We start from the raw sequence: 22,185 nt of genomic DNA, 5'->3' as shown, positions 1-22,185 counted from the left end.
GCCGCAACCCGGGTCGGGCGGCCGCAACCCCGGGTAGCCGCAACCCGGGTCAGGTAGCCGCAACCCGGGTCAGGTAGCCGCAACCCGGGTCGGGTAGCCGCAACCCGGGTCGGGCGGCCGCAACCCGGGTCGGGCGGCCGCAACCCGGGTCGGGCGGCCGCAACCCGGGTCGGGTAGCCGCAACCCGGGTCAGGTAGCCGCAACCCGGGTCAGGTAGCCGCAACCCGGGTCGGGTAGCCGCAACCCGGGTCGGGTGGCCGCAACCCGGGTCGGGTAGCCGCCGCTGGGTCGGGGGGCCGCCGCTCCTCCGCTGCCGGTCGTCGCTGCGCTGGACGCCCCGCTGGCCGTGGCCGTCCCTCGCGGGACGCCGAGATCACCGGCGGGCGGCGTTCGCGCCGTTGCGTCTCGCTGCTCTTCGACGAGACGCGCCGAGCGCCGTCGTTGCGAGGAGCAGGAGGAGCACCGCGGGCGTGCGAGGGGGGCCGGGCACCGCGCAGCCGCAGCCGCTCGGCTCGCCGGTGTCGCCCGCCGCGCCGGCCTCTCCCCCGCCGCCGTTTCCGCCGGCGCCCACGCCCGCCGTTCCCGTGCCTCCGCCTCCTCCAGGGCCGCCTCCACCTTCGCTCGCGCTTCCGCCTCCGCTCGAGCTGCTCGTGGAGGCCGCGCTCGAGGCCTCGCCCACCCCGCCGGGCGGCGACAGCGTGTACATGAGCGCCGCGCCGGCGGGGACGCTGGCGGACAGCGCGTCGTTCACGCCGTTCACGTCGGCGCGGCGCCACAGATCGCGGATCACCGGCGTCCCCGTGACGCCAAGCTCCGAGAGCTGCACCGACATCGTCATGTCCTGGTCTCCGTGATTGAAGAACGCCACGGCCTTGCGGTCGCCGCTCAGGTCACGGACCCAGATCTCGCCGCCGTTCACCGCCGTGCGGTGGCCGCGCGCGCCGAGCGCGTCCTGGTTCACGGCGAGCACCTCCTCGTTGGTGAGCAGCGCGAGCGTCCACGCGTCCGAGCCGAGCCGCGCGGGGTTGCCGCCGAACATGAGCGGCGACGGCAGCATGGTCCAGAGCGACATGATCGTGACCTGCTCGTTCTTGGTGAACGTCGTCTGACCGGACGCGTGCCATTCGTTGCGTGGGCCGAGGTAGCCGAGCGGCAGCATGTCGAGGTCGGGCCAGTGGCCCGGGGTGAGATCGCCGACGCCCTGCCAGGTGCTCGCAGCGCGGAGCACGCCGGGAAGATCGGTGAGCGCGTTGAAATCCCAGAAGTCGTTCACGACGCGCCACATGTTGGCGTTGCCGTTCAGGTGGCCGGACGAGGTGATCAGCCACGAGGGATCGTTGGGGCCCGGCGAGAAGCTCAGCACGATCGAGCGTCCCGTCTTTTCCACGGCCCTGTGGATCGCGTCGGCCTCGGCCTGGTGATACCTGCGCGTCGTGTTGTTGAGCATGTCGTCGATCTTCACGAAATCGACGCCCCAGGACGCGTACTGCTGGAAGAGCGCGTCGTACCAGGCCTGCCCCGCCGGCGTGTCGCCGCGCACGCCCCACATGTGATCGTCCCAGGGGCAGGGATCGTTCGGGTTGCCCGCGTCGCGCGTGGTGAAGCTCGACCCCGCGATGGGGAGATTCGCGTCGTACGATTTGCGCGGCACGCCGCGCATGATGTGGATGCCGAAAGTCAAGCCCATCGCGTGGATGCGGTCCGCGAGGCTCTTGAAGCCGTTGCTGCCCGTCGCCGACGGGTACTTGCTCGCGGCCGGCAGATAGCGGCCGTTCGCGTCGATCGGCTGTCCGGGCTCGTACCAGCGATAGTCGATGACCACGGTGTTCCAGCCGTACGGCTGGAGGTGCGTCCTCACCGCCTGGGCCTGGTCGATCATGTCCTGCTCGGTGACGCTCGCGCCGAACGAGTCATAGCTGTTCCAGCCCATCGGAGGCGTGAGGGCGAGCGTGCCGCCGGACTGCAGCGTATATGTGGCGCTCGCGGTGCCGGCGGAGCTCGTGACGGTGACCGTGACCGGGTAGGAACCGGCGGCCGGCGTCGTCCCCGAGATGATCCCCGTGGACGGCGCGAGCGTGAGCCCGGCGGGCAACCCCGAGGCAGAGAACTCGAGCGGCGCCCGGCCGGTGGCGGGGATGGCGAACAAGAACGGCGACGAGGGCGCGGCGCCGTACACGAATGGGCCCTGCAGCCGCGGCGCCGCGGGCGCCTCCGCCATCGAGATGTCGATGGTCGACTGGGCGTGTGCGGCCCCGCTCAGGACCAGGGTCGCCGTGAGCGTGGCTCCAACCAGAAGAAAGGAGGTGCGAGATCGTCTCATGAGCTCTCCTGAGTGTCGGATGCATGCCGGCGTCGTGCTCGGCGCACGAGCCTCCACGCCTGTGCGCTGAGCAGCGGCGGCAGCTAGAGCGCCGATCACGTCGAATGTCGGCGAAATCGATTCATGGGAACAGGAGCGCGAGGGACGCAAGGGGAAGAGAAGAATACAATTCCATCTCCGTCCCCTCGCGCCGCTTGCGCCATTGCGGTCTATCCTCTTGCTGCATGCCGGGCTCTTTCAGCTTGTTCCTCGGCGGATCCGGCGGGTGAGGCGAGGTGTCGAGGCGCATGGAGACACGCCCATGGCGCGACAAAGAGGATAGCGTTGGGGCTTATGTTAACGTTAACATAAGCGACGTCAATTCAAATCGACGGGTCGGCGCGTCTCGGCCGGAGCTCCGCTGCCGCCATCTCCGGCGGGCGGTGGATCGAGAGGGGGCCAGCGCTCGTCGTCGCGCGTCGTGGTCGAGGTCGCGCTGGTCCTGCGCGAGAGCACTGCGGTCCCGACCGCCGCTCGGACCGCGAGATCTGACGTGCTGTCATCGTTGACATGACGGGCCGGCGCGACCTCGCGCCGCGGGTCGTGCACGCCGGATCACGTCGGCGCCCGTTCTGGGAGCGCTCACCATGTGACATGGTTCACACTCGCTGAATCAGTCCGGACCGATCTTGACAAGCTGGGCGGAATGCGATGTTCTGTCCCTGCGGAAGCATCGTGTGGGGGCTGCGAAACGCGGCCGCGTCGAGGGTGGGGGAGCCATGAGGGTCGTTCTAAGGCAGTCGACCGAGACACGGACTGGGATCTCCGTCGTGAAGACCGCGCGCGCCATCGACACGTTCAACATCCTCGGCAGCCGCATCCACACGATCGAGAGCACCTATTGCGCCGATGGCATCCTCACCCACCGGTGGTTCGGTGAGGTCTTCGATGAGGAGATCAAGGAGATCCTCGGGGTCCACTTCGTGGATGCTTTCATCGAGAGCAAGTGCACGAAGCTCCTCGCCGACCTGAGCCAGTGGGCCGCGAGCTGGGACGGCGTCAACGATTTCCTGCGAGACGACGTGATGCCGCGGCTCTTCGCGTCCGGCCTGCGGCACCTGGCCGTGTTCGTCAAGCGAGACGAGAGCACCGAGGACCACGCCAATCGGTTCGCGCTGGAGCGGTTCGCGAACGAGATCGACAACGTGAACGCCTCGTTCTCCTCCGAGAGAGCGGCCGTGGAATGGCTGAGGGCGCGCGGCTGAGCGGCGCCGCCGCGCGACGCCGCGATGAGCGCTGAGCGAGGGGCGCCGGGATGTCCGAGTACCGCGATGGGGCACGCAGCGAGGTCGCTTTGGAGCGCGAGCAGCCGGGTCGAGCGCCGGCGAAGCTGCGCGACGTCTTCGACCAGCTCCGCGACGCCGTCATCCTCTACAACCTCGACGGCTCCGTCGACGATTGCAACGCCCGCCTGCTGGAGATGTACGAGGTCGGACGCGAGGATCTGCGCCTCTTCGAGGTCGCCGTGGGCAGCGCCGGCGCGGCCCATCCGCTCGATCCGCTGCGGAAGCTCTGGCCCGAGCTGCTGAGCGACGTCCACAAGAGCTTCGAGTGCCGTCCACGTACGCGCCAGGACGGCAGCGTGCTCCACGTGGAGTGCTTCGCCCGCAAGGTGGATCTCGCGTCGGGCCAGGCGATCCTCGTCGACATCCACGATGCGGAGCGGAGGCGGCGAGCCGAGGAGGCTTTGCGGGAGAGCAAGCGACAGCTCGAGCAGCTGGTCCTGAGCCGCACGGCGGCGCTGCAGGACAAGCTCCGGCTGATCGAGGAGCAGAAGGAGGCGCTCTTCGCGCTCTCTACCCCGGTGATCCAGGTCTGGCAGGGCATCCTCGTCCTGCCGCTCGTCGGCACGGTCGACGGCAGGCGCTCGCAACAGATCATGGAGAGCGTGCTGTCGAGCATCGTGAAGACCTCGGCGCGGGAGCTGATCATCGATATCACCGGCGTGCCCTCCGTGAGCGAGGAGGTCTCCCGCTGCCTGCTCCAGACGATCCAGGCCGCGAAGCTGCTCGGCGCGACCTGCTCGCTCACCGGGATGTCGGCGCAGGTCGCGCGATCGCTCGTCGCTCTCGACGTCGACTGGTCATCCCTGCGGATCAGCGGGACGCTCCAATCGGGTTTGCAGGCCGCGATCGCGCGGGTCTGAGCGGGGGCGATGGCAGGCCCCCTCGGGGCGGGCGGCTATGCGTTCGCCTTCTGCGCGGCGTTGGCCGGGAAGCGGGCCTCCAGCCAGGCGCGCCATCGCGGCTCGAGCTCGGCGGCGGTCTCGGCCGCTCGATCGCCGTAGAAGAACAGGCTGACGGCGACGCGCGCCTTGTCTTCCCAGCGGTAGCTCCCGAGGAGCGCGACGCCCTGCGCCGGCTGCTCGAGGCGCAGCAGGACCTCGCAGGTCTGGTCGCTCTGCTCGACGTGCTCGACGGTGCCGACGAGCGGCGGGGCCCCTGCCGGCGCCGACCGTCGCTCACCCAGGTTGGGGCCGGAGACGCCGAGCGCGGTCGCGAGCTGCTTCCAGGCCTCGGCGTGCGCGCCAGGGTAGGCGCTCAGCGCGCGCGCGGCGGCGGCGCGCTGGTCGGCAAAGTGACGCAAGTAGAGGCGGAGGACCTGGAAGAAGCCGGGCCAGCCGCTCTCGAACCCCTCGATCTCGTCATCCCAGGAGTCCTTGGACGTGAACAGGCTGTGCACGAGCCGCACGAGGCACCTGTCGCCCGAGCGGCCGGAGACGACGAACTCCGTCGCGAGGGGCGGGGCGCCCTCGCTCCAGCCGTGCTCCTCGTACTCGAGGCGCGACGGGGGCTCCCATGCCGTGATCGTCCCCGACGAGGCGGCGCCTTCGCCGAAGGTGAACTCGATCTTGCCGCCGACGCGCTCGTCGGCGGTGGTGGGCGCGAACCAGGCGCTGATGCCGGGGCCGGTCGCGATGGCGCGCCACACCTGCTCCGGCGTTCCGGGCACGATGAGCTCGAGCTCGACCCAGCGTCGTTGTGCGTCGCTCTTTATCGGCATGAAGGCTCCTTTCTAGGGTTCGTCGCTCGGCTTCGGATACGCCATCACGAGCAGCCGGTGCTCGCGCCCGCCGGGGGCGGCCGCGTCGTGATATCGCGCCACGAGGTCGGTGACGGCCTTGCTGAGATCGGCGGTGAAGGCGGCGCGCTCCGCGGCCGACGCGAAGCGGATCTCCGTGTCGATCGAGAGCGTCGCCAGCCGCTTCTGGGCGTCGAACGCGAGGCGCCACAGCCTGCCGACCTCGCGGACGACGCGCGCCGCGAGCGCGATGAGGTAGCTGGCGGACAGGCGATCCCTCGTCCGCTGTGGATCGGCGGCGGCGGGGCCGAGCGCGCTCGGAGATACGACATAGGCGCTCGCGGTCGCCACGAACAGGCGCTCCGTCAGCCCGCCCCATTTCCGCTCGCCGGCCGCCCGCACCAGCTGGTGTGCTTCGAGCGCGCGCAGGTGGTAGTTGACCTTCTGCCGCGCCAGGCCCACCCGCTCCGCGAGGCTCGCGGCGGAGGCCGGCTGCGCCAGCTCCGAGAGCAATCGGCTCCGGACCGGGTCGAGCGCGACGACCGCCGCGGCAGGGTCTTCGATGACCTCAACGTCCAGCACGCGGCTCATCGTAGGTTGACAAATTTTGTTGTCAAGGCACCCGACCCAGGTTGAGGTGCCGCCGCCGGCCCAGGTTGGGGTCACGGACCCGACCCAGGTTGGGCACGGCACGGACCCGACCCAGGTTGAGGTGCCGGCGACCCGGGTTGGGGTGGCACGGACCCGACCCAGGTTGAGGTGCCGGCGACCCGGGTTGGGGTGGCACGGACCCGACCCAGGTTGAGGTGCCGGCGACCCGGGTTGGGGTGGCACGGACCCGACCCAGGTTGAGGTGCCGGCGACCCGGGTTGGGGTGGCACGGCACGGACCCGACCCAGGTTGAGGTGCCGGCGACCCGGGTTGGGGGCAAGCACCGCCCAGGCGGGTGGCCCGGGCCGCCACGAACCCGGGTCGGGTCGCCCGGGTCGCTTCGCCGTCGGGCAGCTCTGCTTTTATGATGCGGCCCATGGCGTCGTCTCCTGCCCGTGCCTCGGGTCCGTCTCTCCGCGCCGGCGCCGTGCCGCCGGCTCTGCTGCAGCTCCTCCTGGTCGCCGCGCTCGCAGGATGCGCCGTCGAGCAACGCACCTTCGTCGACAGGGGCCAGGGCGGCGCCGGCGGGACCGGCGCCTCAGGCGGGACCGGCGGCGGAGGCGGCGCGAGCAGCGACGGCGCTTCGACCACCGGTTCCGGCGGCGGCAGCTGCGCGGGGCCCTCGGATTGCCCCGCCCCCGCCGAACCATGCCAGATCCCAGCGTGCGTCGACGGCAAGTGCGGCACGGCGCCGCTGCCGGAAGGCACCGAGATCGCGCCGGCGACGGGCGACTGCCAGCGCACCGTCTGCAACGGTCGCGGCGCCCAGGTCGTCGTCGCCGCCGACGAGCCCGCGGATGACGGCAACCCGTGCACGTCGGACTCCTGCGACGGGATAACCCCTGTGCACGCGCCCCTGCCCGGACCGTGCCCAGGCGGACGATGCGACGACGCTGGCCAGTGCGTGCCGCTCCAGTGCACGCAGGACATCGAGTGCGGCGCCTCGACGGAATGCTACCGGTACACCTGCATGAACGGCCTCTGCGCAGAGGGACCCGTGCCGTCAGGCACCCTGTGCAACGCGCAGCAGGATCAGTGCGACGGCGCGGGCCGCTGCGTCGACTGCGTGAACAGCGGCGGCTGCGGAGAGTGCTGCGTCTGCTCCACCAGCGGGGTCTGCGTCCCGGCGTGAGCCGTCCCCGGGCGCCGCGATCCCTCCCCGCGCCCCGACCCCCGCGACCCGACCCGGGCCGGCGCCCGCGTCCACGGTCGCAGCCGCCCCTCGCTTTCTTGCTCCGCCGGCGGCGCCTGCCGCTAGGATCGCGGCATCGTGCGCCCGCGCGCCGCCACCGCCCGAGTGCGCCCGCGCGCCGCCACCGCCCGAGAAGGAGACCGCTCCGTGCACCGTCGACATGCGCTCTTGTTCCTGATGCTCTGCCTCGCCCCCCTGCTCGTCGCTTGCGGGCACCCCTGGAAGACCACCCGTCAAGCCGTGCCCAACCCGTTCTACGGCAAGGGGCGCTTCGCGGTCGTCCCGATGGCGTTCCACGGCACCATGGTCGGCGACATCACCGAAGCCGACTGGATGGCCGACAAGGACGCCGAGCAGCGGCAGAGCTGGCAGGAGGACAAATCCGGGATCAACGAGCAGTTCACCGAAGCCCTCATGGCGGAGACCGCGTCGGAGGACGCCGTCGTCGTCAGGGCGGTCAGCGCGGCCGACGCGCCGTTCTTCATCCGCGCGAACGTCACATCCTATGAGCCCGGCATCTTCACCGGCGTCTTCAACAAGCCCACCGTCATCAAGGCGACGGTGCAGATCACCGATCCGGCCGGGACGGTGCTCGACGAGGTCCTGCTCGAGACTGCGGCGCCCGCGAGCTTGTTCAATCCATCGAGCGGAGGGCGCGCGCGGACAGCGGCGAAGGAGCTCGGAAAGCTGACGGGGATGTACGTGCTCCACCGCGTCCGCGGCGACGACTGAGCTGCTCCCGGCGACCGACCCAGGTCGAGGTCGCCCGCCTGGAGCAGGGCCCCCGCGTCACGCCGCGCCAGGACGTCGGGGGCTATCCGCCTTTGGCAAAAGACTTTCCCTGGGCCTCCAGGGCAGCCTTGAGGACTCCGATCGCCTTCGGCCCCACGCCATGAAGCGAAAGGAGCTGGGCCTCCGAGAATCGAGCGACCTGGTCCAGGCGAGAGACGCCCATCAGCGCGAGCGCTCGCGTCGCCGGCTTCCCGATGCCCTTCGGGAGCGAGGATTCGGGTTGTTCCTTCGGTTTGCGCGGTTTGCTCGGCATGGGTCCATCCTGATGGAGTGATTGGCCCCCCGGCGGCCAGCGCAGCCATATTCCCGGAGCGTCAACCCGACAACCGCGCTCAGCATGCCAGGACGAGGCCCGCTGGACAACACCGCGGCACGGGGATCTCCACGGACAGAGGCGCCTGGCGCTCGGGTGAAGGCGACCCCACCCAGGTCGGGATCGCCCCGCGCGCGGAGCCGCGACCCGCTGCCCGCTGGCCACCGCGACGAAGCGTCGAGCGAGGGTGTCAGGTGCTGGCACACGACCCGACGTGGGAGCAGGTCGCCGGCGCCTGGCGCGGTCTCGCGAGGCTGGCTCACCGCCGGAGCCCATCGACAAGCGCCGTGCCTGTCAACCTACGTCAGGTCGTCCCCGACGAGGGACACCACTGCAATCGTTCGCTCGCAAGCGAACGCATCATGCGCGTCGAAACCCATGATTGATTCTGCCCCCGTGTCGACACCGTGCTACGGGTTGCAGCTATGCAGTCGCTAGGCGCTGCCTGTCAGAGGGCCCGGGGCACCGAGCCCCAGCGCTAGCGTCGATCACGGCGGCAAATTTCTCTTACGCTTCGGAGCTTGAAATGAAGACCAGAATACTTGAAATTTCCTGGATGCCTGTGGCGCTCGCCGGGCTCATGGCCGCAGGCTGTCTGTCGGACCCTGGCGTCGGCCCGGAGGGCAGCGCCGACAGCTCCGGCGATGGCTCGGGCGCGGACGACGGGCTCGCGCTCGTGGGTAGTCCGGGCGGCAGCGGCGACGCGGCGTATCCCTGCGACGGAGACACGAGCCGCTACAACGCCGTGGTGACCCAATCCGGGTCCAGGTGGGTCGCGCGGAACGGCAGCCGCAATGTCTATAGCGGCGGCGACATGCGGGCCGCCGTGCAGGCGGCGCTCGACAGCCTGAGCCGCGGCCGCACCCGCAAGGAGAGCGTCCTCGTCCAGGGCTCGGGGACCATCGCCGCGAGCTCGCGGCTGAGCGTGCCGAGCTACACCGTGCTCAACGTCTGCGGCACGATCGACGTGACCGGCGGCGGCTCCGGCGACATGGCGCCCATCTACGCCCGCGGCCGGACCGACATCGAGATACCGAACGTCACGATCACCGGCACCCCGCTGTACGCCATGTTCTTCCGCGACGTCGACAACCTGCGCCTCGGCCACGTCGAGCTGCGCGTCTCGAGCGGCCTCGGAATTCGCATCGACAACCACGGGCACGCGGACCGCGCCGACAAGGTGACGAACATCGAGCTCGACGACGTCTACGCGGAGGGGACCAGCTCCCACGGCGTCGAGACCTACGGCGTCGACGGCCTCCGCATCGGCACCGTCGTCGCGCGCGACACCGGCGAATGCGGCCTGCTCCTGAACGACACCATCAACGCCGACGTGGGGAAGGTCGACGCCGTGAACGCGGGCACGGGCACCGGCTACGCGGCGTTCCGCCTCGCCAACCGCGCGGGGCGCGTCGGCGACGGCTACCCCACCAACATCCACGTCGGCGAGGTCGTCGCCCGCGGCGGCGGGCGCGGGATCTTCTGCGTCTCCGAGAGCGGGGGCGCCTCGATCGACCGCATCGACATCTCCGGCACGGGCAGCAACTCGATCCTGCTCGAGAACTGCCACAACGTGAACATCGCCGCCGAGTCCGGGAAGGTCACGGGCGGCGGCGACGTCCGGCTCGCGGCGCGCACCCAGTTCGCGAACTCCTCCGACATCACGATCCAGAACCTCACGATCTCGAACACCGCCGTCAACGAGAGCCCCTGCGCGGTCAACAGCACGTTCCGCAACCTCACGCTGGTGAACGCGCGCGACAACTCCTGCCGCTAGCCCCCGAGCCGATGGTTCCCTTCCTCCCTCCGGTCCATCGGCGCGCGCGTGACCGTGCCGGAGCAGCGGATCACCACCGGCTGCTCGCGTGGCAGCAACACGGGCGGAACAGCCGCGCCCGCACGGCACCGGAGGCGGTGCCCGACACCGAGCGTGCGTCGCGAGGGCGGCCCGGCGGCGTCAGCGGCTCGGCGGCGTCCGGCGAGCGACGCGGCGGCATGGGAGTTGTTTCTTCATGGCGCCATGGATCTCGGCTTGAAGGGACAGGTGGCCATCGTCACCGGCGGGAGCGAAGGCATCGGGAGAGCCACCGCGCTTCGGCTCGCGGAAGAGGGGGCGCGGGTGGCGATCGCGGCGCGGCGGCCAGACGTCCTCGCCAGCGCGGAGCGGGAGATCCGGGATCGCGGCGGAGACGTGCTGGCGATCGCGGCAGACGTCACGCGCCCCGCCGACGTGGAGCGCCTCGTGGCGGAGACGGTCGCCCGATTCGGACGGCTGGATATCCTGGTCAACAACGCCGGCACCGGGCGGGCACACCATTTCGAGGAGGTCGACGACGAGACCTGGCAGGCCGATCTCGACCTCAAGCTCCACGCGGCGATCCGCACGTCGCGCGCCGCCATTCCCCACCTCAAGCAGCAGCGCGGCGGGCGCATCATCAACGTGACGACGCCCGCCGGCAAGCAGCCCGGGGCGAGGTCGTTGCCGACCTCGGTCAGCCGCGCGGCGGGGATCGCGCTCACCAAAGCCCTATCCAAGGATCTGGCCGAGCACGGCATCCTGGTCAACACCGTGTGCGTCGGCGTCATCAAGAGCGGCCAGCAGCGGAGGAACGCCGAGCGCCGCGGGCTCAGCCCCGAGGAGCACTACGCGGCGCTCGGGAAGAACGTGCCGCTCGGGCGCGTCGGCGAGGCCGAGGAGGTGGCCAACGTGATCGCCTTCCTCGCCTCCAAGGCCGCAAGCTACGTGACCGGCACCAGCATCAACGTGGACGGCGGGACCTCCGGCGCGATTTGACCCGCGCCGCCGCGCCCTCGGCGAGCCCCGCTCGCCAGGCGGCAGCCGCTGCCCCGAGCAGGCCGCCGCCCAGCGCGGCTCCTCAGGGCGCGCCCCCCGCGGACGCCTGCGCCGCGCCGCGCGAGCGCGCGTCCGCCGCCGGCACCGGCTCGGGCGTCGAGCCCGCCTCGCTCAGGCGCCGCTTCGCCTCGGCGAGCACGTCCGCCGGCAAAGGACCCTTCCTCGCGAACTGCAGGTTGTCGCGCAGGTGCTTCGGATCCCGGGTCCCGACGATCGTGGTGCTCAGCCCCGGATGCGAGAGGGTGAAGCGCAGGGTGAACTCGATCCGGCTCAGGCCGTCGAGCAGCTCGTCGAGCCTGGCCCGCTCCCAGCGGTCCTGCATGGTGGTGCCCGGCAGCATGTAGTTCGTGCGCTGCCAGTCGGTGGGCGCGCCGCGCGCCACACCGCCGCGGATGATGGTGCCGGCGCCGGCCTGGGCCGCCTTGCCGATCACCTCCTCGTGCTCGCGCTGCAGCGCGGAGTACGGGATCTGGAAGGCGTCGAAGACGCCCATCTCGATCTGCTCCACCAGGTTGGGCAGCGTGCCCGAGACGCCGAGGAAGCGGACCTTGCCCTCGCCCTTGAGCTTCAGCGCCTCCTCGAGCGCGCCGTCCTGCTCGAACTCTCGCCGGGTGAGGCTCCGGTGGAACTGCACGAGGTCGAGGTGGTCCGTCTTCAGCAGGCGCAGGCTGTTCTCCACGCCGTGCCGGATGTTCTGCGCCGTGTGCACGTGCTCGCCCTGGGCCCCGCCGACGACGCAGCCGCACTTCGAGGCGAGGAAGTACTCGCCCCGGCGATGCGAGATGAAGCGCCCGATCCGCTCCTCGCTGCGGCCGTAATCGATCGACGTGTCGATGAAGTTGATCCCGGCGTCGAGCACGTCGTTCAGGATGCGCTCCGCCTCCTGATCCGAGATCTCCGGGCCGCGCGGGCCGCCCCGCAGCTCCATGGCGCCGAAGCCGAGCGTGGTGACGCGGACGCCGGTGCGTCCGAGCAGACGAGTGGGCAAATCAGTCATTGTCTTCCTCCGCGGGCGCGCGCGCGCCGCAGCTTGCAAGCCGTGAGAACGGGGAGAGCTCCGCGAGCCCGCCCACCTTGTGGCGTGGAGATGAGCGCCGGCGCCGTCCGGCTCAGCGCTTCGGAGGCGCCGACGTGAGCGTCGCGTCGAACAGCGCGCGCAACGTCTGGTAGTGGCGCTCGGACGCGGCCTGGTTGTACACCGCCGAATCGGAGGGGACCCAGCCGTGCTTCGCGCCTTCGTACGTCTCGACCGTGTGCCGCACGCCCGCCTGCTCGAAGGCGTCGATCAGGCGCTGCTTCTGCGGGTCCGGGAACGAGGCGTCCTCGACGGCGCCCGCGACGTAGACGCGCGCTCGGATGCGCGACGCCAGGAGGTGCGGGCTGTCCGGATCGTCGGTCGCAAGGTTGCCGCCGTGGTACGACGCCGCCGCGATCACGCGGTCGGGGAAGTGGCCGGCGGCCGACAGCGACAGCCCGCCTCCCATGCAATAGCCCGTGGTGCCGATCGACAGCGAGCTGACGTCGGGGCGCTCGGCCAGGAAGGCGAGGAACGACTCGGTGTCCGAGCGCACGTTGGCCTTGGTGGCCGTGGCCATGTATTTCTGCTGCCAGTGCTTGCGAAACTCGGGATCTCGGCTGAAGGTCTCGGCGTCCGGCGCCTGGTAAGGGCCGCCGCGATAGAACAGATCGGGCAGCAGGACGAAATAACCGCCCTGCGCGATGCGCTCCCCCAGCTCGAAGAGCGCGGGGCGTATGCCGCGGCCGTCCTGGTACACAAGCACCGCGGGCCAGGGACCTTCGCCGGCGTCGGGCCGGAAGATGGAGGCTTCGGTTTGCCCGTCCCGAGTCTTCAACGTGACCGTGGTTCGTGACATCTGTTCCTCGTGCCCGGCGTCCGGGCGGGTGGTCGTCGATGCGAACGGGCGCGACGATCGCGCTCAGCGCGGCGCGGCGCGCTCTGGAAAGAAACGATTCGCGGGCCGCGCGAGCCCCAGGTTCTCGCGAAGCGTGCTCCCTTCGTACTCGCGCCGGAACAAGCCCCGTCGCTGGAGCTCGGGGACGACGCGATCGACGAAGTCGTCGAGCCCGCCCGGCAAGTAGGGGAACATGATGTTGAAGCCGTCGCAGCCGTTCTGGACCAGCCACTCTTCCATGTGGTCCGCGATGGTCTTGGGCGTGCCGACGAACGCGAGCCCCCCGAAGCCGCCGAGGCGCTGCGCGAGCTGGCGAACCGTGAGCCCTTCCCGCTGCGCCAGCTCGATGGCGCGCTCGCGCGCGGACTGGCCGGCGTTCGTGGGGGGGATCTCCGGGAGCGGCGCGTCCGGATCGAAGCGCGAGGCGTCGCAGCCGAGCACGATCGAGAGCGACGCGATGCTGCTGTCGAAGTGCACGAGGCCATCGAGCCGCGCGCGCTTCTCGTGCGCTTCCTGCGCGGTCTCCCCCACGACGACCAGCGCGCCGGGCAGGATCTTGAGCGTGTCGGGATCCCGCCCCAGGCGCTCCCGCCTCCCCTTGACGTCGGCGTAGAAGCGCCGCGCGGCTTCGAGCGTGGATTGCGCCGCGAACACGACCTCGGCGGTCTCCGCTGCGAGCTGCCGGCCTGCTTCCGAGGCGCCCGCCTGCACGATCACCGGCCATCCCTGGACGGGACGCGCGATGTTCAGCGGCCCGCGCGCGGAGTAATACTTGCCCTTGTGGTTCAGGACGTGCAGGCGCTCCGGGTCGAAGTAGATCCCGGCCTCGACGTCGCGCACGAACGCGTCGTCGGCGAAGCTGTCCCAGAGCCCCGTGACCACGTCGTAGAACTCGCGCGCACGCCGGTAGCGCTCGTCGTGCTCCACGTGCTCGGTGAGGCCGAAATTCAGCGCTGCGTCCGGGTTCGAGGTGGTGACGATGTTCCAGCCGGCGCGCCCGCCGCTGAGGTGATCGAGGGACGCGAAGCGCCGGGCGACGTGATAGGGCTGATCGAACGTGGTCGACGCGGTCGCCACCAGGCCGATGCGTTCGGTGGCGCCGGCCAGCGCAGAGAGCAGCGTGAACGGCTCGAACGACGTGACCGTGTGACTGCGCATCAGGGCGCTGAGCGGCATGTTCAGCACGGCCAGGTGATCGGCCATGAAGAACGCGTCGAAACGAGCCTGCTCCAGGCGCTGTGCGAAGCGCTTGAGATGAGAAAAATTGAAGTTCGCGTCCGGGTAGGCCCCCGGATAGCGCCAGGCGCCCGTATGAATGCTGACAGGGCGCATGAACGCGCCGAGCCTCAGCGTGCGTGCGGCCACCTTCGGCCTCCACGCCGCGAGCGCGGCCACTCCAAGCGTCCCGTTGCCATGTAGGATGTCTACTATAACGGATGCCGAGGCGAAAGCGGAAAATATAACGGATGCCGCGGCGTCGGGGGGGACGGGGGGCGAGCTCCCTGGAGCTGCAGGCGCTCGCCGGGCGTTTCCCGTTCCCGTGCCGCGCGTGGCAGGGCACGCATGCCAGCGACGCCGGGGCGAGGGCCGGCGTGGTCGACCGGTCGCGGGCGCGGTCCTGTTCCCGAGCGTTGACGTCGCGGAGGAGCCCGTTGCATGGACGCTGAACCCATGCTCCTTCACCTGCGGACGCCGGTCGGCGCGCCGGTCGCCTTCGAGATCGCGGTCGACTTCCGGGGGACTCGCGCCTTCCAGGTGGCCGAGCCCGGGCAGGGCGCGCGGCGCTATGAGCTCGCCCAGGCCGAGCAGCCGGACTACCTCGACCTCTTCGAGGCGCTGGCGCGGGACTTCGGCACGCGCGCGCCGCTGGCCCGCACCCCGCCGCCGCCGCGGAACGGCGGGCCGCCGCTGCGACCCCTGCTGACCGAGGCGGTCGCGCCGGAGATCCTCTATGGCTATGGAGACCCCTGCGTGGTGCGGGTGGGCGAGGGCGAGTGGCGCTTGCTGGTGACCTCGAATGACGCGCCAAACGCCTTTCCCATCCTGGCCTCCAGCGACCTTCTCGCCTGGCGGCTGACCGGCTTCGTCTTCCCGGAGGGCCGCGCGCCCGCCTGGGCGCTGACCGGCCCGGGTCAGGCCGACTTCTGGGCCCCGGAGATGCACCGGGTCGGGGAAGAGACCTGGCTCTGCTTCACGGCCCGCATGCACGACCGTTCGCTCGCCATCGGCCTCGCCAGGTCCCGGAGCCCGGACGGCCCGTTCAGCGCGGATGAGGCGCCGATCGTCACAGGGGACGTGATCGACGCCCACATTCTCGTGGACGTGCATGACGCGCCGTGGCTCGTCTGGAAGAAGGACGACAACGGCGTGTGGCCGCGCGAGCTGGCCGCCTTGCTTCACCGCGAGCCGGCCTGGGTGAGCGAGCTCTTCGCCGCACCGGGGGACCAGCGCACGGCCGTCCTGGCGCTGACGCTGTGGCCGTGGGCGGAGACCCTCGAGCCCATGGAGCAGTTCTTCGTCTTGCAGCCGCTGATCGAGGCGGCGACGGCGGATTTCACGGGGTTCGCGCGGCGGCTCGAGGGGCTCAGGGCGCGCGCGTGCGGCGCGCGGGTGGAGGAGATCGCCGCGATCTCGCGGGCGCTCAGGACGCGCATTTATGCACAGCGGCTGTCGGCGGACGGCCGCTCGTTGGAGGGGGAGCCCGCCGTCATCCTCGAGAACGACCAGCCGTGGGAAGCGCACCTCATCGAGGGCGTCTGGATCACCCAGGAGGGCGGGCGGTATCACCTGCTCTACGCTGGCAACGATTTCTCGACCGCGCACTACGGCATCGGCGCGGCCGTGGCGGAATCGCCCACGGGGCCATACCGCAAGTCGTCGGAGGTGCTGTTGAGCTCCAGCGCGGAATGGTGGGGGCCAGGGCACCCGTCCGTGGCCGTCGGCCCCGACGGGCGCCACCACATCTTCCTGCACGCCTTCCGCCCGGGGGTGGCGGGATACAAGGCCTTCCGCGCGCTGCTCGCCGCGCCGATCCGCTTCGAGGGCGGCATCGTGTCGCTGGACGGGTCCGTCTAGCGTGGCCCGCCCCCAGCGAAACGGAGCTCTACCGGCCTGACCCCAGGCCGTCGCGGGCGAGGGCGAGGATGCGCGCGTGCTCGGGCACGCCCTCCAGGAAGCACCCGCGCCGATCGAGGTGCATCGTAGCCTTGATGACTTCCCTCTATCTCTCTTGCCCCTTTGCGCCTTTGCGCCTTTGCGTTAAATTCTGGCATCTCGCCGTGAATGGACGACATGAGAGCCCCATGATCCGAGCCGCTCGCCCCGAAGACGCCGAGCTGCTCGGCGCGCTCGCCCTCCGCTCCAAGGCGCACTGGGGCTACTCGCCCGAGTTCCTCGAGGCGTGCCGCGCCGAGCTCTCGATCTCGCCGGCGTACGTCGCGCAGCATCCGACCTTCGTCCGCTCGCGCGGAGACGAGCCGCTCGGGTTCTACACGCTCGAGGCCCTGAGCTCCACCGCGGTGGAGCTGGGCCACCTCTTCGTCGAGCCGGCGGAGATCGGACGCGGCCTCGGCCGCGCGCTCCTGTCGCACGCGCGCGAGGAGGCGCGGCGGCGCGGGTATCGCGTCCTCGTGATCCAGGGCGACCCGAACGCGGCGCGGTTCTACGAGGCCTGCGGCGCGCGGCGCGTGGGCGAGCGGCGCTCGGCCAGCATCCCTGGCCGGCTGCTCCCGCTCTTCGAGCTCGACCTGTCGCGCTGACGCGCCGCCGCTCGCGACCGAGGGAGCCGACTCACGCTGGCGCGGCCGCGCCCTGCGCCGCCCGGCGCAGCGCTGCCCGCGCGAGCAGCCGTGTGGAGTCGAGCGTCGGCAGCGGAGAGTTCGCGTCGCTCATGAGGAGCGGGATCTCGGTGCAGCCGAGCACGACGGCGTCGCAGCCCTCGGCGCGCATCCGCCCGATGACCCGCTGAAAGCAGGCGATGGCCTCGGGCCTGAAGACGCCGTACACCAGCTCCTCCATGATGATGCGGCTCATCTCCTCGCGCTCGGCGGCGCTCGGGCGCACCCACTCGAGCCCGCGCGCCGCGAGCTTCTCCGGATAGATCTCGCTCTCGACGAGCCAGCGAGTCCCGGTCAAACCGACGCGCCGGAGCCCGCGCAGGGCGGCCTGTTCCGCGACGACCTCGGCGATGTGCAGCCAGGGCAGCGGCGACCGCGGCTCGACGTAACGCAGCGCCTGGTGGATGGTGTTGTCCGGGCAGATCAGGAAGTCGGCGCCGATGCTCGCGAGCTTGTTCGCCGAGGCGAGCATCAGCGCCCCCACGCCCTCCCAGTCGCCGCGGTCGATGTGCTTCATGTACTCGGCGAGCGAGGGCGTGTGTATCGAGACCTCGGGGTGAGCGTGCGGGCCGAGGAGCGCTGCGCCTTCCGCGCAGAGGGTCCGATAGCAGAGCGCCGCGCCCTCGGCAGAGCAGCCGACGATACCGATGTGCTGGGTCATGACGAGCGTGCCCGGAGCGTACCAGAAGATGAGCTCGGGCATCAGCGCGCCCGTCCAGAGACAGGACGGATCATCCTGAGGGAAGCCTGGCTCGTTTGCGCCGACGCGTGAGCGCGCCGGCGGCACGTCCGCGCGCGGCCCTATCACGAACTCGCCGTCGCGCCGGGGAGGGCGCGCACGCCCGGCGCGTGGAGGCCGGGGCGCGCGCCTATCGCTGCGAGAGAGCTCCGGTGATCTCTGCCATGCTCGACGCAAAGCTATCTCGTGGGGCGAGGCCCAGCACGCGCTGGGCCTTCTCGGTCGAGATGGTCCCCCGGAAGCTCATGAACGCAGGCACCTGCTCCGCCGGGGCAGCGGGCAGCGCGCCGGTGCTGAAGAAGCTTGTGTACTCGCGCCAGCGAAAGTGGCCGTCGAGGATGTTGAACGCCTGCCCGACCGCCTCGTCGACGCGCAGGGAACGGACCACGGCCTCGACCAGGCTGCTGATATGGAGATAGCCCATGGTGGTCTCGCCGCCGTCCACCAGCGGGAACTGGCCGGCCGCGACGGCCTCGGGGAGGCGGCTGCCCCAGAAGGACGTGGGATGTACGCCGAAGATGACCGCGGGGCGGAGGACGACCGTCGGGAGGCCGCGGGCCGCCACCTCGGACAGCGCTCGGTCCCCTTCGGCCTTGCTCACCGCATAGGCGTCGCCCTCGGTGGCCATCGGCGCGGCCTCGTCGAGCACGCCCCCCCGGTTCCTGAGCGGATACGCGGCGATCGTGGAGATGTGCACGAAGCGCTCGCAGCCAACGACCCGCGCGGCCTCGGCGAGCGCCGCGGTGGCCTCCACGTTCACCCGCCGGGCCTCGTGCAGATCCGACGAGAGCGACGCGGCGCAATGCACCACGATCTGCGCACCGCGCACCGCCTCCTCCCGGGCGCTCTCGTCCGTCATCTCGCCAAGCACCGTCTCGGCGCCCATGCTCTCGAGCTCCGCGCGCGCGTCGGGTCGCCGCACCAGGGCGCGGACCCGCAGGCCCTCCTCGCGCAGGCGCTTCACGACGTAGTGCCCGACGAACCCGTTCGCGCCTGTGACGAGGGCGACCTTGCCTTTCATCTCCATGAGAGCCTCCCAGCGCTCGAGATCAGGGGAGCGCATGATGACAGTATACGCGACCGACGTACCGCGCCCTGCCCGGGCCGGTCCATCTCGACGGCGGAAGGCCACCTGGATCGGTGGGAGCGCCGCAGCGGCGCGCGCGTCGGACCTGGTCGGGGTCACCCCGGCGCCGGTGAGCCGCGCCGCGGCGCGGCCTCAGGCCGGAGGGCGCGAGGGAGGACGAACGGAGGCGGGCGCCGAGATCTCTTTCATGGGATCGCCGCCTGCGCGCTCGACGGCGCCGCGCGCGCCGCGGGGGCGCGATGGTGGATCAGCTCCTCCAGCCGCTTCTTCGTCGCCAGGAAATGCCCCGACAGGAGCTGCTCCGGCCCGCGCGGGCGCGCCACCGGCACCTCGACGATCTCGAGCACCCGGCCAGGGTTCGCCCCGAGGACGACGATGCGATCCGAGAGGTAGATCGCCTCGTCGAGGTCGTGCGTGATGAAGAGGATCGTGACGTCGACGTGCGCCCAGATGCGGAGCAGGTGCGCCTGCATGCTCGCCCGCGTCTGCGCGTCGAGCGCGCCGAACGGCTCGTCCATCAGCAGGATGCGTGGCCCGTTCGCGAGCGCGCGGGCGATCGCCACGCGCTGCTTCATCCCGCCGGAGAGCTGAGAGGGGTAGCGATCGGCGAAGCCCGAGAGCCCCACGACCTCGAGCCACTCGAGCGCGACCCGCTCGGCCTCGCCGCCGCCCACGCCCCGCATCTTGAGGCCGAACATCACGTTCTTCTTCACGGTGAGCCAGGGGAACAGCGTGTAGCTCTGGAACACCATGCCCCGGTCGGCGCCCGGCCCCGCGACGGGGGCCCCGTCGATCAGCACCTCGCCCGCGCTCGGCGCGTCGAGCCCGGCCACGACGCGGATCAGCGTGGATTTCCCGCACCCGGACGGCCCGATCACGCTGATGAGCTCCCGCCGGCGCACGTCGAAGCTCACCCCGTCGAGCGCCGCGACCGGCCCGCGATCGCCCTCGAAGCGGCGCGTGAGCCGCTCGATGCGCATCACCGCCGGGCGCGCCCGGAGCTCGGCGAGGCGCGCGGCGACCTCCGCCGTGTGGTGCTTGTAGCTGGGGAGCTCGATCCGATCGTCCGTCGTCATCGGGGGTCTCCCTGGAGCCGCGGGGCGAGCGCGCGCGCGCCGGGCGGCGAGCCCGCGCTCGCGCCGCGCGCGCGCGGGAGCAGCCGGCGGAGGCCGCGCGCCCAGCGCGCGAGCGCGGTGTCGCCGGTCTCCCAGGGGAACAGGTGACGCCCGAGGAGGGCGAGGAGCTGATCGGTCGCGAGCCCGATGAGGCCGATGATGATGATCCCGGCGTACACGTTGGCGAAGCTCCGGTAGCGCTGCTGCTGGTAAAGGAACGCGCTGAGCCCCGATTTCTCGCCGATCAGCTCGGCGACCACGAGGTACGTCCACGCGCAGCCGAGGAGGATGCGCAGGTCGCGGAAGAGCGCCGGCAACGCCGCCGGGAGCACGACGTGGGCGACGAGCTGGCGCGGGCGCGCGCCGAGCGTCTGCGCGGCCTGGAGCAAGGCCGGGTCGACCGAGCGCACCGTGTTCGCGACGACGAGGACCATCTGGAAGAAGACGCCGATGAAGATGATGGCGATCTTCGGCGCGTCCCCGAGCCCGAGCACGGCGACGGCGAGCGCGCCGAACACGGGCGCCGGCATGTAACGAACGAAGTCGACGAACGGCTCGACGAGCCTCGAGAAGAGCGCGAACGCCCCGCAGAGCACGCCGAGCGGGACGCCGAGGAGCGCGGCGTAGAAGAACCCCCAGAAGATGACCTGGCAGCTCTGGAGCAGGCTCTCGTGCAGCCAGGTGTCGCCCGTGCGCTGCGGGGGCGTGGCGAAGGCGGCATGGAACGCGCGGCCGACCTCGTGCGGCGCCGGCAGGAAGACGGGGTTCGCGCGCTCCCCGCGGGCGAGCGGCCGCCCGGCCTGCGCGAGCTCGAGGTTGCGCCCGTCGAACACCTCGCGATCGACGAGCTGGCCCTCCGCGATGTACGCGTAGGCGCCGGGCGCGGCCGCGTCGCCCGGATCGATCACGCGCACCAGCGGGTGCCAGACGAACGGCACATAGCTGACGACGCACCACGCGGCGAGCGGCAGCACGAAGGCGAGCGCCGCGAGCGTGAGGCCCGCTCGCCGCGGGAGCGGCCTTTGCACCGCGAGCAAGCCGGAGAGCGCCCCGGGCCGCGCGCGCCTCGCGCCGCCGGCCGCCCGGGGGAGGGGACCTCCCGCGCTCACGGCGCCTGACCTGCCTTGAGGGCCTCCGCGGTGAGGCTTGGATCGATGTACCCGTCCACCGCGAGCGGCGCCTTGTAGACGCTGTTCTCGACGTTGAACTCGTCGACGACCCGGCTCGATCCATAGATCGAGCCCAGGCCTTCGCCCTTCTCCAGGTGCTTCATGCCGCCGGCGAGATCGAGGAAGAACGTCCCCTTCATCAAGGGCCTGTACTGCTCCGGGGTGAGCCCGACGCGCGCGCTCATGATGCGCGCGGCCTCGTCGAGGTTCTTTTCGTCCTTGATGAACCGGGCGATGCGGTCCCACACCCTCACGACCTTGCCCCACTCGGCGCGGCGCTCGGCGAGGCTCTTCGGGCTCACGGCGAGGACGTCGTAGATGATGCCCGGCACGTCCGCGCTGGTGAAGATCGCGGTCGAGCCCGGCAGCTCGCGCAGCGCCTGTCCGCTGTTGGGTTGCCAGGCGACGATGGCGTCGACGCCGCCGGATTTCAGGGTCTGCGGCGTCTGGTCCGTCGGCACATTGACGATCTGGACGTCCTTCTCGGCGAGGCCCGCCGACCTGAGCGCGTTCAGGAGCAGGAGGTGGCCGACGAAGCCGACCTCGACGCCGACCTTCTTGCCCTTGAGCGCGGCGACGGCGGTGATTCCGGGCCTCGCGACCACCATGTCGTTGCCATTGCTGTAATCGTTGACGAGGATGGCGACGCTCGGCGCGCCGCCGTTGCCGGTGACGAGCGCGTCGCCGTTCGTGACGCACACCGCGTCGACCTTGCCGGCGGCGTAGGCCTCCATCGAGGGCACGTACTCGAACCACGTGAAGTCGACCTCCACGCCGGCCTCCTTGAACCACCCCTTCTGGATGCCGATCTCCCAGGCGACCCACCCGGGCCAGTCGCTGTAGGCGACGCGCAGCGGAGCGCCGGCGGGCTTTTTCGCGGGGAGCGCGCCCGCGGGTGCCCCGGCCTGCGCGGCGTCGTCGTTCGCGCCGTCCGCCGACCCCTTTCCGCACGAGGCGCCGAGCAGCAGCAGCGTCACGAGCCCGATCATCCGTCGAACAAGCCACGTCATGGTGCGACCCTTCCTCCGGCTCTCGGGGAGCAGAGGCGAGGGTGGCCGGGCGCCCGTTGCGCCAAGTTTTCGGCGCTGTTGCGCGAGCCATGTCGCGCGCTTTTTCGGGATTCTCCCGCGCGTGGAGCGCCCCG

20 protein-coding genes are annotated in these 22,185 nt (G+C 71.1%); 8 read left to right on the top strand and 12 right to left on the bottom strand.

Annotated elements, in window-relative coordinates:
- Positions 1 to 373 precede the first annotated feature (373 nt).
- The gene (locus tag WME83_RS39330) at positions 374 to 2,320 is read right to left on the bottom strand and encodes a putative Ig domain-containing protein (RefSeq protein ID WP_437314834.1); all 1,947 of its coding nucleotides are present in this window, start codon (positions 2,318 to 2,320) and stop codon (positions 374 to 376) included.
- Positions 2,321 to 3,129: 809 nt separating this feature from the next.
- Here WME83_RS39330 and WME83_RS39325 point away from each other — a divergent pair.
- Together WME83_RS39325 and WME83_RS39320 are read left to right on the top strand one after the other, a co-directional pair.
- Positions 3,130 to 3,564, top strand: a complete 435-nt coding sequence (locus WME83_RS39325; RefSeq protein WP_437314833.1) for a hypothetical protein — start codon at positions 3,130 to 3,132, stop codon at positions 3,562 to 3,564.
- 50 nt (positions 3,565 to 3,614) lie between these two features.
- A complete protein-coding gene (locus tag WME83_RS39320; protein ID WP_437314832.1) occupies positions 3,615 to 4,505 on the top strand; it encodes an STAS domain-containing protein in 891 nt (296 codons plus the stop codon).
- Positions 4,506 to 4,540: 35 nt separating this feature from the next.
- Here WME83_RS39320 and WME83_RS39315 read toward each other — a convergent pair whose 3' ends face one another.
- Both WME83_RS39315 and WME83_RS39310 read right to left on the bottom strand, forming a co-directional pair.
- Positions 4,541 to 5,362, bottom strand: coding sequence for an SRPBCC family protein (locus tag WME83_RS39315; RefSeq protein WP_437314831.1), 822 nt, complete (start codon positions 5,360 to 5,362; stop codon positions 4,541 to 4,543).
- Positions 5,363 to 5,374: 12 nt separating this feature from the next.
- Positions 5,375 to 5,962: an ArsR/SmtB family transcription factor gene (locus WME83_RS39310; RefSeq protein ID WP_437314830.1), complete on the bottom strand. Its 588-nt coding sequence runs from the start codon at positions 5,960 to 5,962 to the stop codon at positions 5,375 to 5,377.
- 445 nt (positions 5,963 to 6,407) lie between these two features.
- Here WME83_RS39310 and WME83_RS39305 point away from each other — a divergent pair, with 445 nt between their 5' ends.
- Positions 6,408 to 7,163 carry a hypothetical protein gene (locus WME83_RS39305; protein WP_437314829.1) on the top strand — a complete coding sequence of 252 codons (756 nt, stop codon included), beginning with the start codon at positions 6,408 to 6,410 and terminating at the stop codon, positions 7,161 to 7,163.
- Positions 7,164 to 7,370: 207 nt separating this feature from the next.
- On the top strand, positions 7,371 to 7,955 hold the full coding sequence (locus tag WME83_RS39300) for a hypothetical protein (RefSeq protein WP_437314828.1): 585 nt from the start codon (positions 7,371 to 7,373) through the stop codon (positions 7,953 to 7,955).
- 82 nt (positions 7,956 to 8,037) lie between these two features.
- Here WME83_RS39300 and WME83_RS39295 read toward each other — a convergent pair whose 3' ends face one another.
- Complete coding sequence (locus tag WME83_RS39295) at positions 8,038 to 8,268, bottom strand: DNA-binding protein (protein ID WP_437314827.1); 231 nt, start codon at positions 8,266 to 8,268, stop codon at positions 8,038 to 8,040.
- Between the two features lie 586 nt (positions 8,269 to 8,854).
- Here WME83_RS39295 and WME83_RS39290 point away from each other — a divergent pair.
- Both WME83_RS39290 and WME83_RS39285 read left to right on the top strand, forming a co-directional pair.
- Positions 8,855 to 10,105: a hypothetical protein gene (locus tag WME83_RS39290; RefSeq protein WP_437314826.1), complete on the top strand. Its 1,251-nt coding sequence runs from the start codon at positions 8,855 to 8,857 to the stop codon at positions 10,103 to 10,105.
- Between the two features lie 243 nt (positions 10,106 to 10,348).
- Positions 10,349 to 11,122 carry an SDR family NAD(P)-dependent oxidoreductase gene (locus tag WME83_RS39285; protein ID WP_437314825.1) on the top strand — a complete coding sequence of 258 codons (774 nt, stop codon included), beginning with the start codon at positions 10,349 to 10,351 and terminating at the stop codon, positions 11,120 to 11,122.
- Between the two features lie 82 nt (positions 11,123 to 11,204).
- Here WME83_RS39285 and WME83_RS39280 read toward each other — a convergent pair whose 3' ends face one another.
- From WME83_RS39280 to WME83_RS39270, 3 genes are all read right to left on the bottom strand, one after another.
- The gene (locus WME83_RS39280; protein WP_437314824.1) at positions 11,205 to 12,179 is read right to left on the bottom strand and encodes an aldo/keto reductase; all 975 of its coding nucleotides are present in this window, start codon (positions 12,177 to 12,179) and stop codon (positions 11,205 to 11,207) included.
- Positions 12,180 to 12,291: 112 nt separating this feature from the next.
- Positions 12,292 to 13,056, bottom strand: coding sequence for a dienelactone hydrolase family protein (locus WME83_RS39275; RefSeq protein WP_437314823.1), 765 nt, complete (start codon positions 13,054 to 13,056; stop codon positions 12,292 to 12,294).
- Positions 13,057 to 13,119: 63 nt separating this feature from the next.
- Positions 13,120 to 14,427: an LLM class flavin-dependent oxidoreductase gene (locus tag WME83_RS39270; protein ID WP_437314822.1), complete on the bottom strand. Its 1,308-nt coding sequence runs from the start codon at positions 14,425 to 14,427 to the stop codon at positions 13,120 to 13,122.
- Positions 14,428 to 14,751: 324 nt separating this feature from the next.
- On the opposite strand from WME83_RS39270, the gene WME83_RS39265 reads away from it, so the two are divergent.
- Together WME83_RS39265 and WME83_RS39260 are read left to right on the top strand one after the other, a co-directional pair.
- Complete coding sequence (locus WME83_RS39265) at positions 14,752 to 16,170, top strand: family 43 glycosylhydrolase (protein WP_437314821.1); 1,419 nt, start codon at positions 14,752 to 14,754, stop codon at positions 16,168 to 16,170.
- 227 nt (positions 16,171 to 16,397) lie between these two features.
- A complete protein-coding gene (locus tag WME83_RS39260) occupies positions 16,398 to 16,853 on the top strand; it encodes an N-acetyltransferase family protein (RefSeq protein WP_437314820.1) in 456 nt (151 codons plus the stop codon).
- Positions 16,854 to 16,884: 31 nt separating this feature from the next.
- On the opposite strand, the gene WME83_RS39255 is transcribed toward WME83_RS39260, so the two are convergent.
- The 5 genes from WME83_RS39255 to WME83_RS39235 all read right to left on the bottom strand — a co-directional run bounded on the left by WME83_RS39255 (position 16,885) and on the right by WME83_RS39235 (position 22,051).
- Complete coding sequence (locus WME83_RS39255; protein WP_437322096.1) at positions 16,885 to 17,592, bottom strand: aspartate/glutamate racemase family protein; 708 nt, start codon at positions 17,590 to 17,592, stop codon at positions 16,885 to 16,887.
- 208 nt (positions 17,593 to 17,800) lie between these two features.
- Positions 17,801 to 18,697 carry an NAD-dependent epimerase/dehydratase family protein gene (locus WME83_RS39250; RefSeq protein ID WP_437314819.1) on the bottom strand — a complete coding sequence of 299 codons (897 nt, stop codon included), beginning with the start codon at positions 18,695 to 18,697 and terminating at the stop codon, positions 17,801 to 17,803.
- Between the two features lie 245 nt (positions 18,698 to 18,942).
- A complete protein-coding gene (locus WME83_RS39245; protein ID WP_437314818.1) occupies positions 18,943 to 19,833 on the bottom strand; it encodes an ABC transporter ATP-binding protein in 891 nt (296 codons plus the stop codon).
- Entirely contained in the window at positions 19,830 to 20,909 is a 1,080-nt protein-coding gene (locus WME83_RS39240; RefSeq protein WP_437322095.1) for an ABC transporter permease, read from the bottom strand. Before WME83_RS39240 ends, WME83_RS39245 begins: the two co-directional genes overlap by 4 nt.
- Before the next feature lie 68 nt (positions 20,910 to 20,977).
- Complete coding sequence (locus WME83_RS39235) at positions 20,978 to 22,051, bottom strand: ABC transporter substrate-binding protein (protein ID WP_437314817.1); 1,074 nt, start codon at positions 22,049 to 22,051, stop codon at positions 20,978 to 20,980.
- Positions 22,052 to 22,185: the final 134 nt, after the last annotated feature.

Source organism: Sorangium sp. So ce385 (genome assembly GCF_051474135.1).
Lineage (GTDB): Bacteria > Myxococcota_A > Polyangia > Polyangiales > Polyangiaceae > Sorangium > Sorangium cellulosum_D.
The sequence above is the reverse complement of the archived record's forward strand: the minus strand, read 5'-3'. Positions and strand labels throughout refer to the sequence as shown.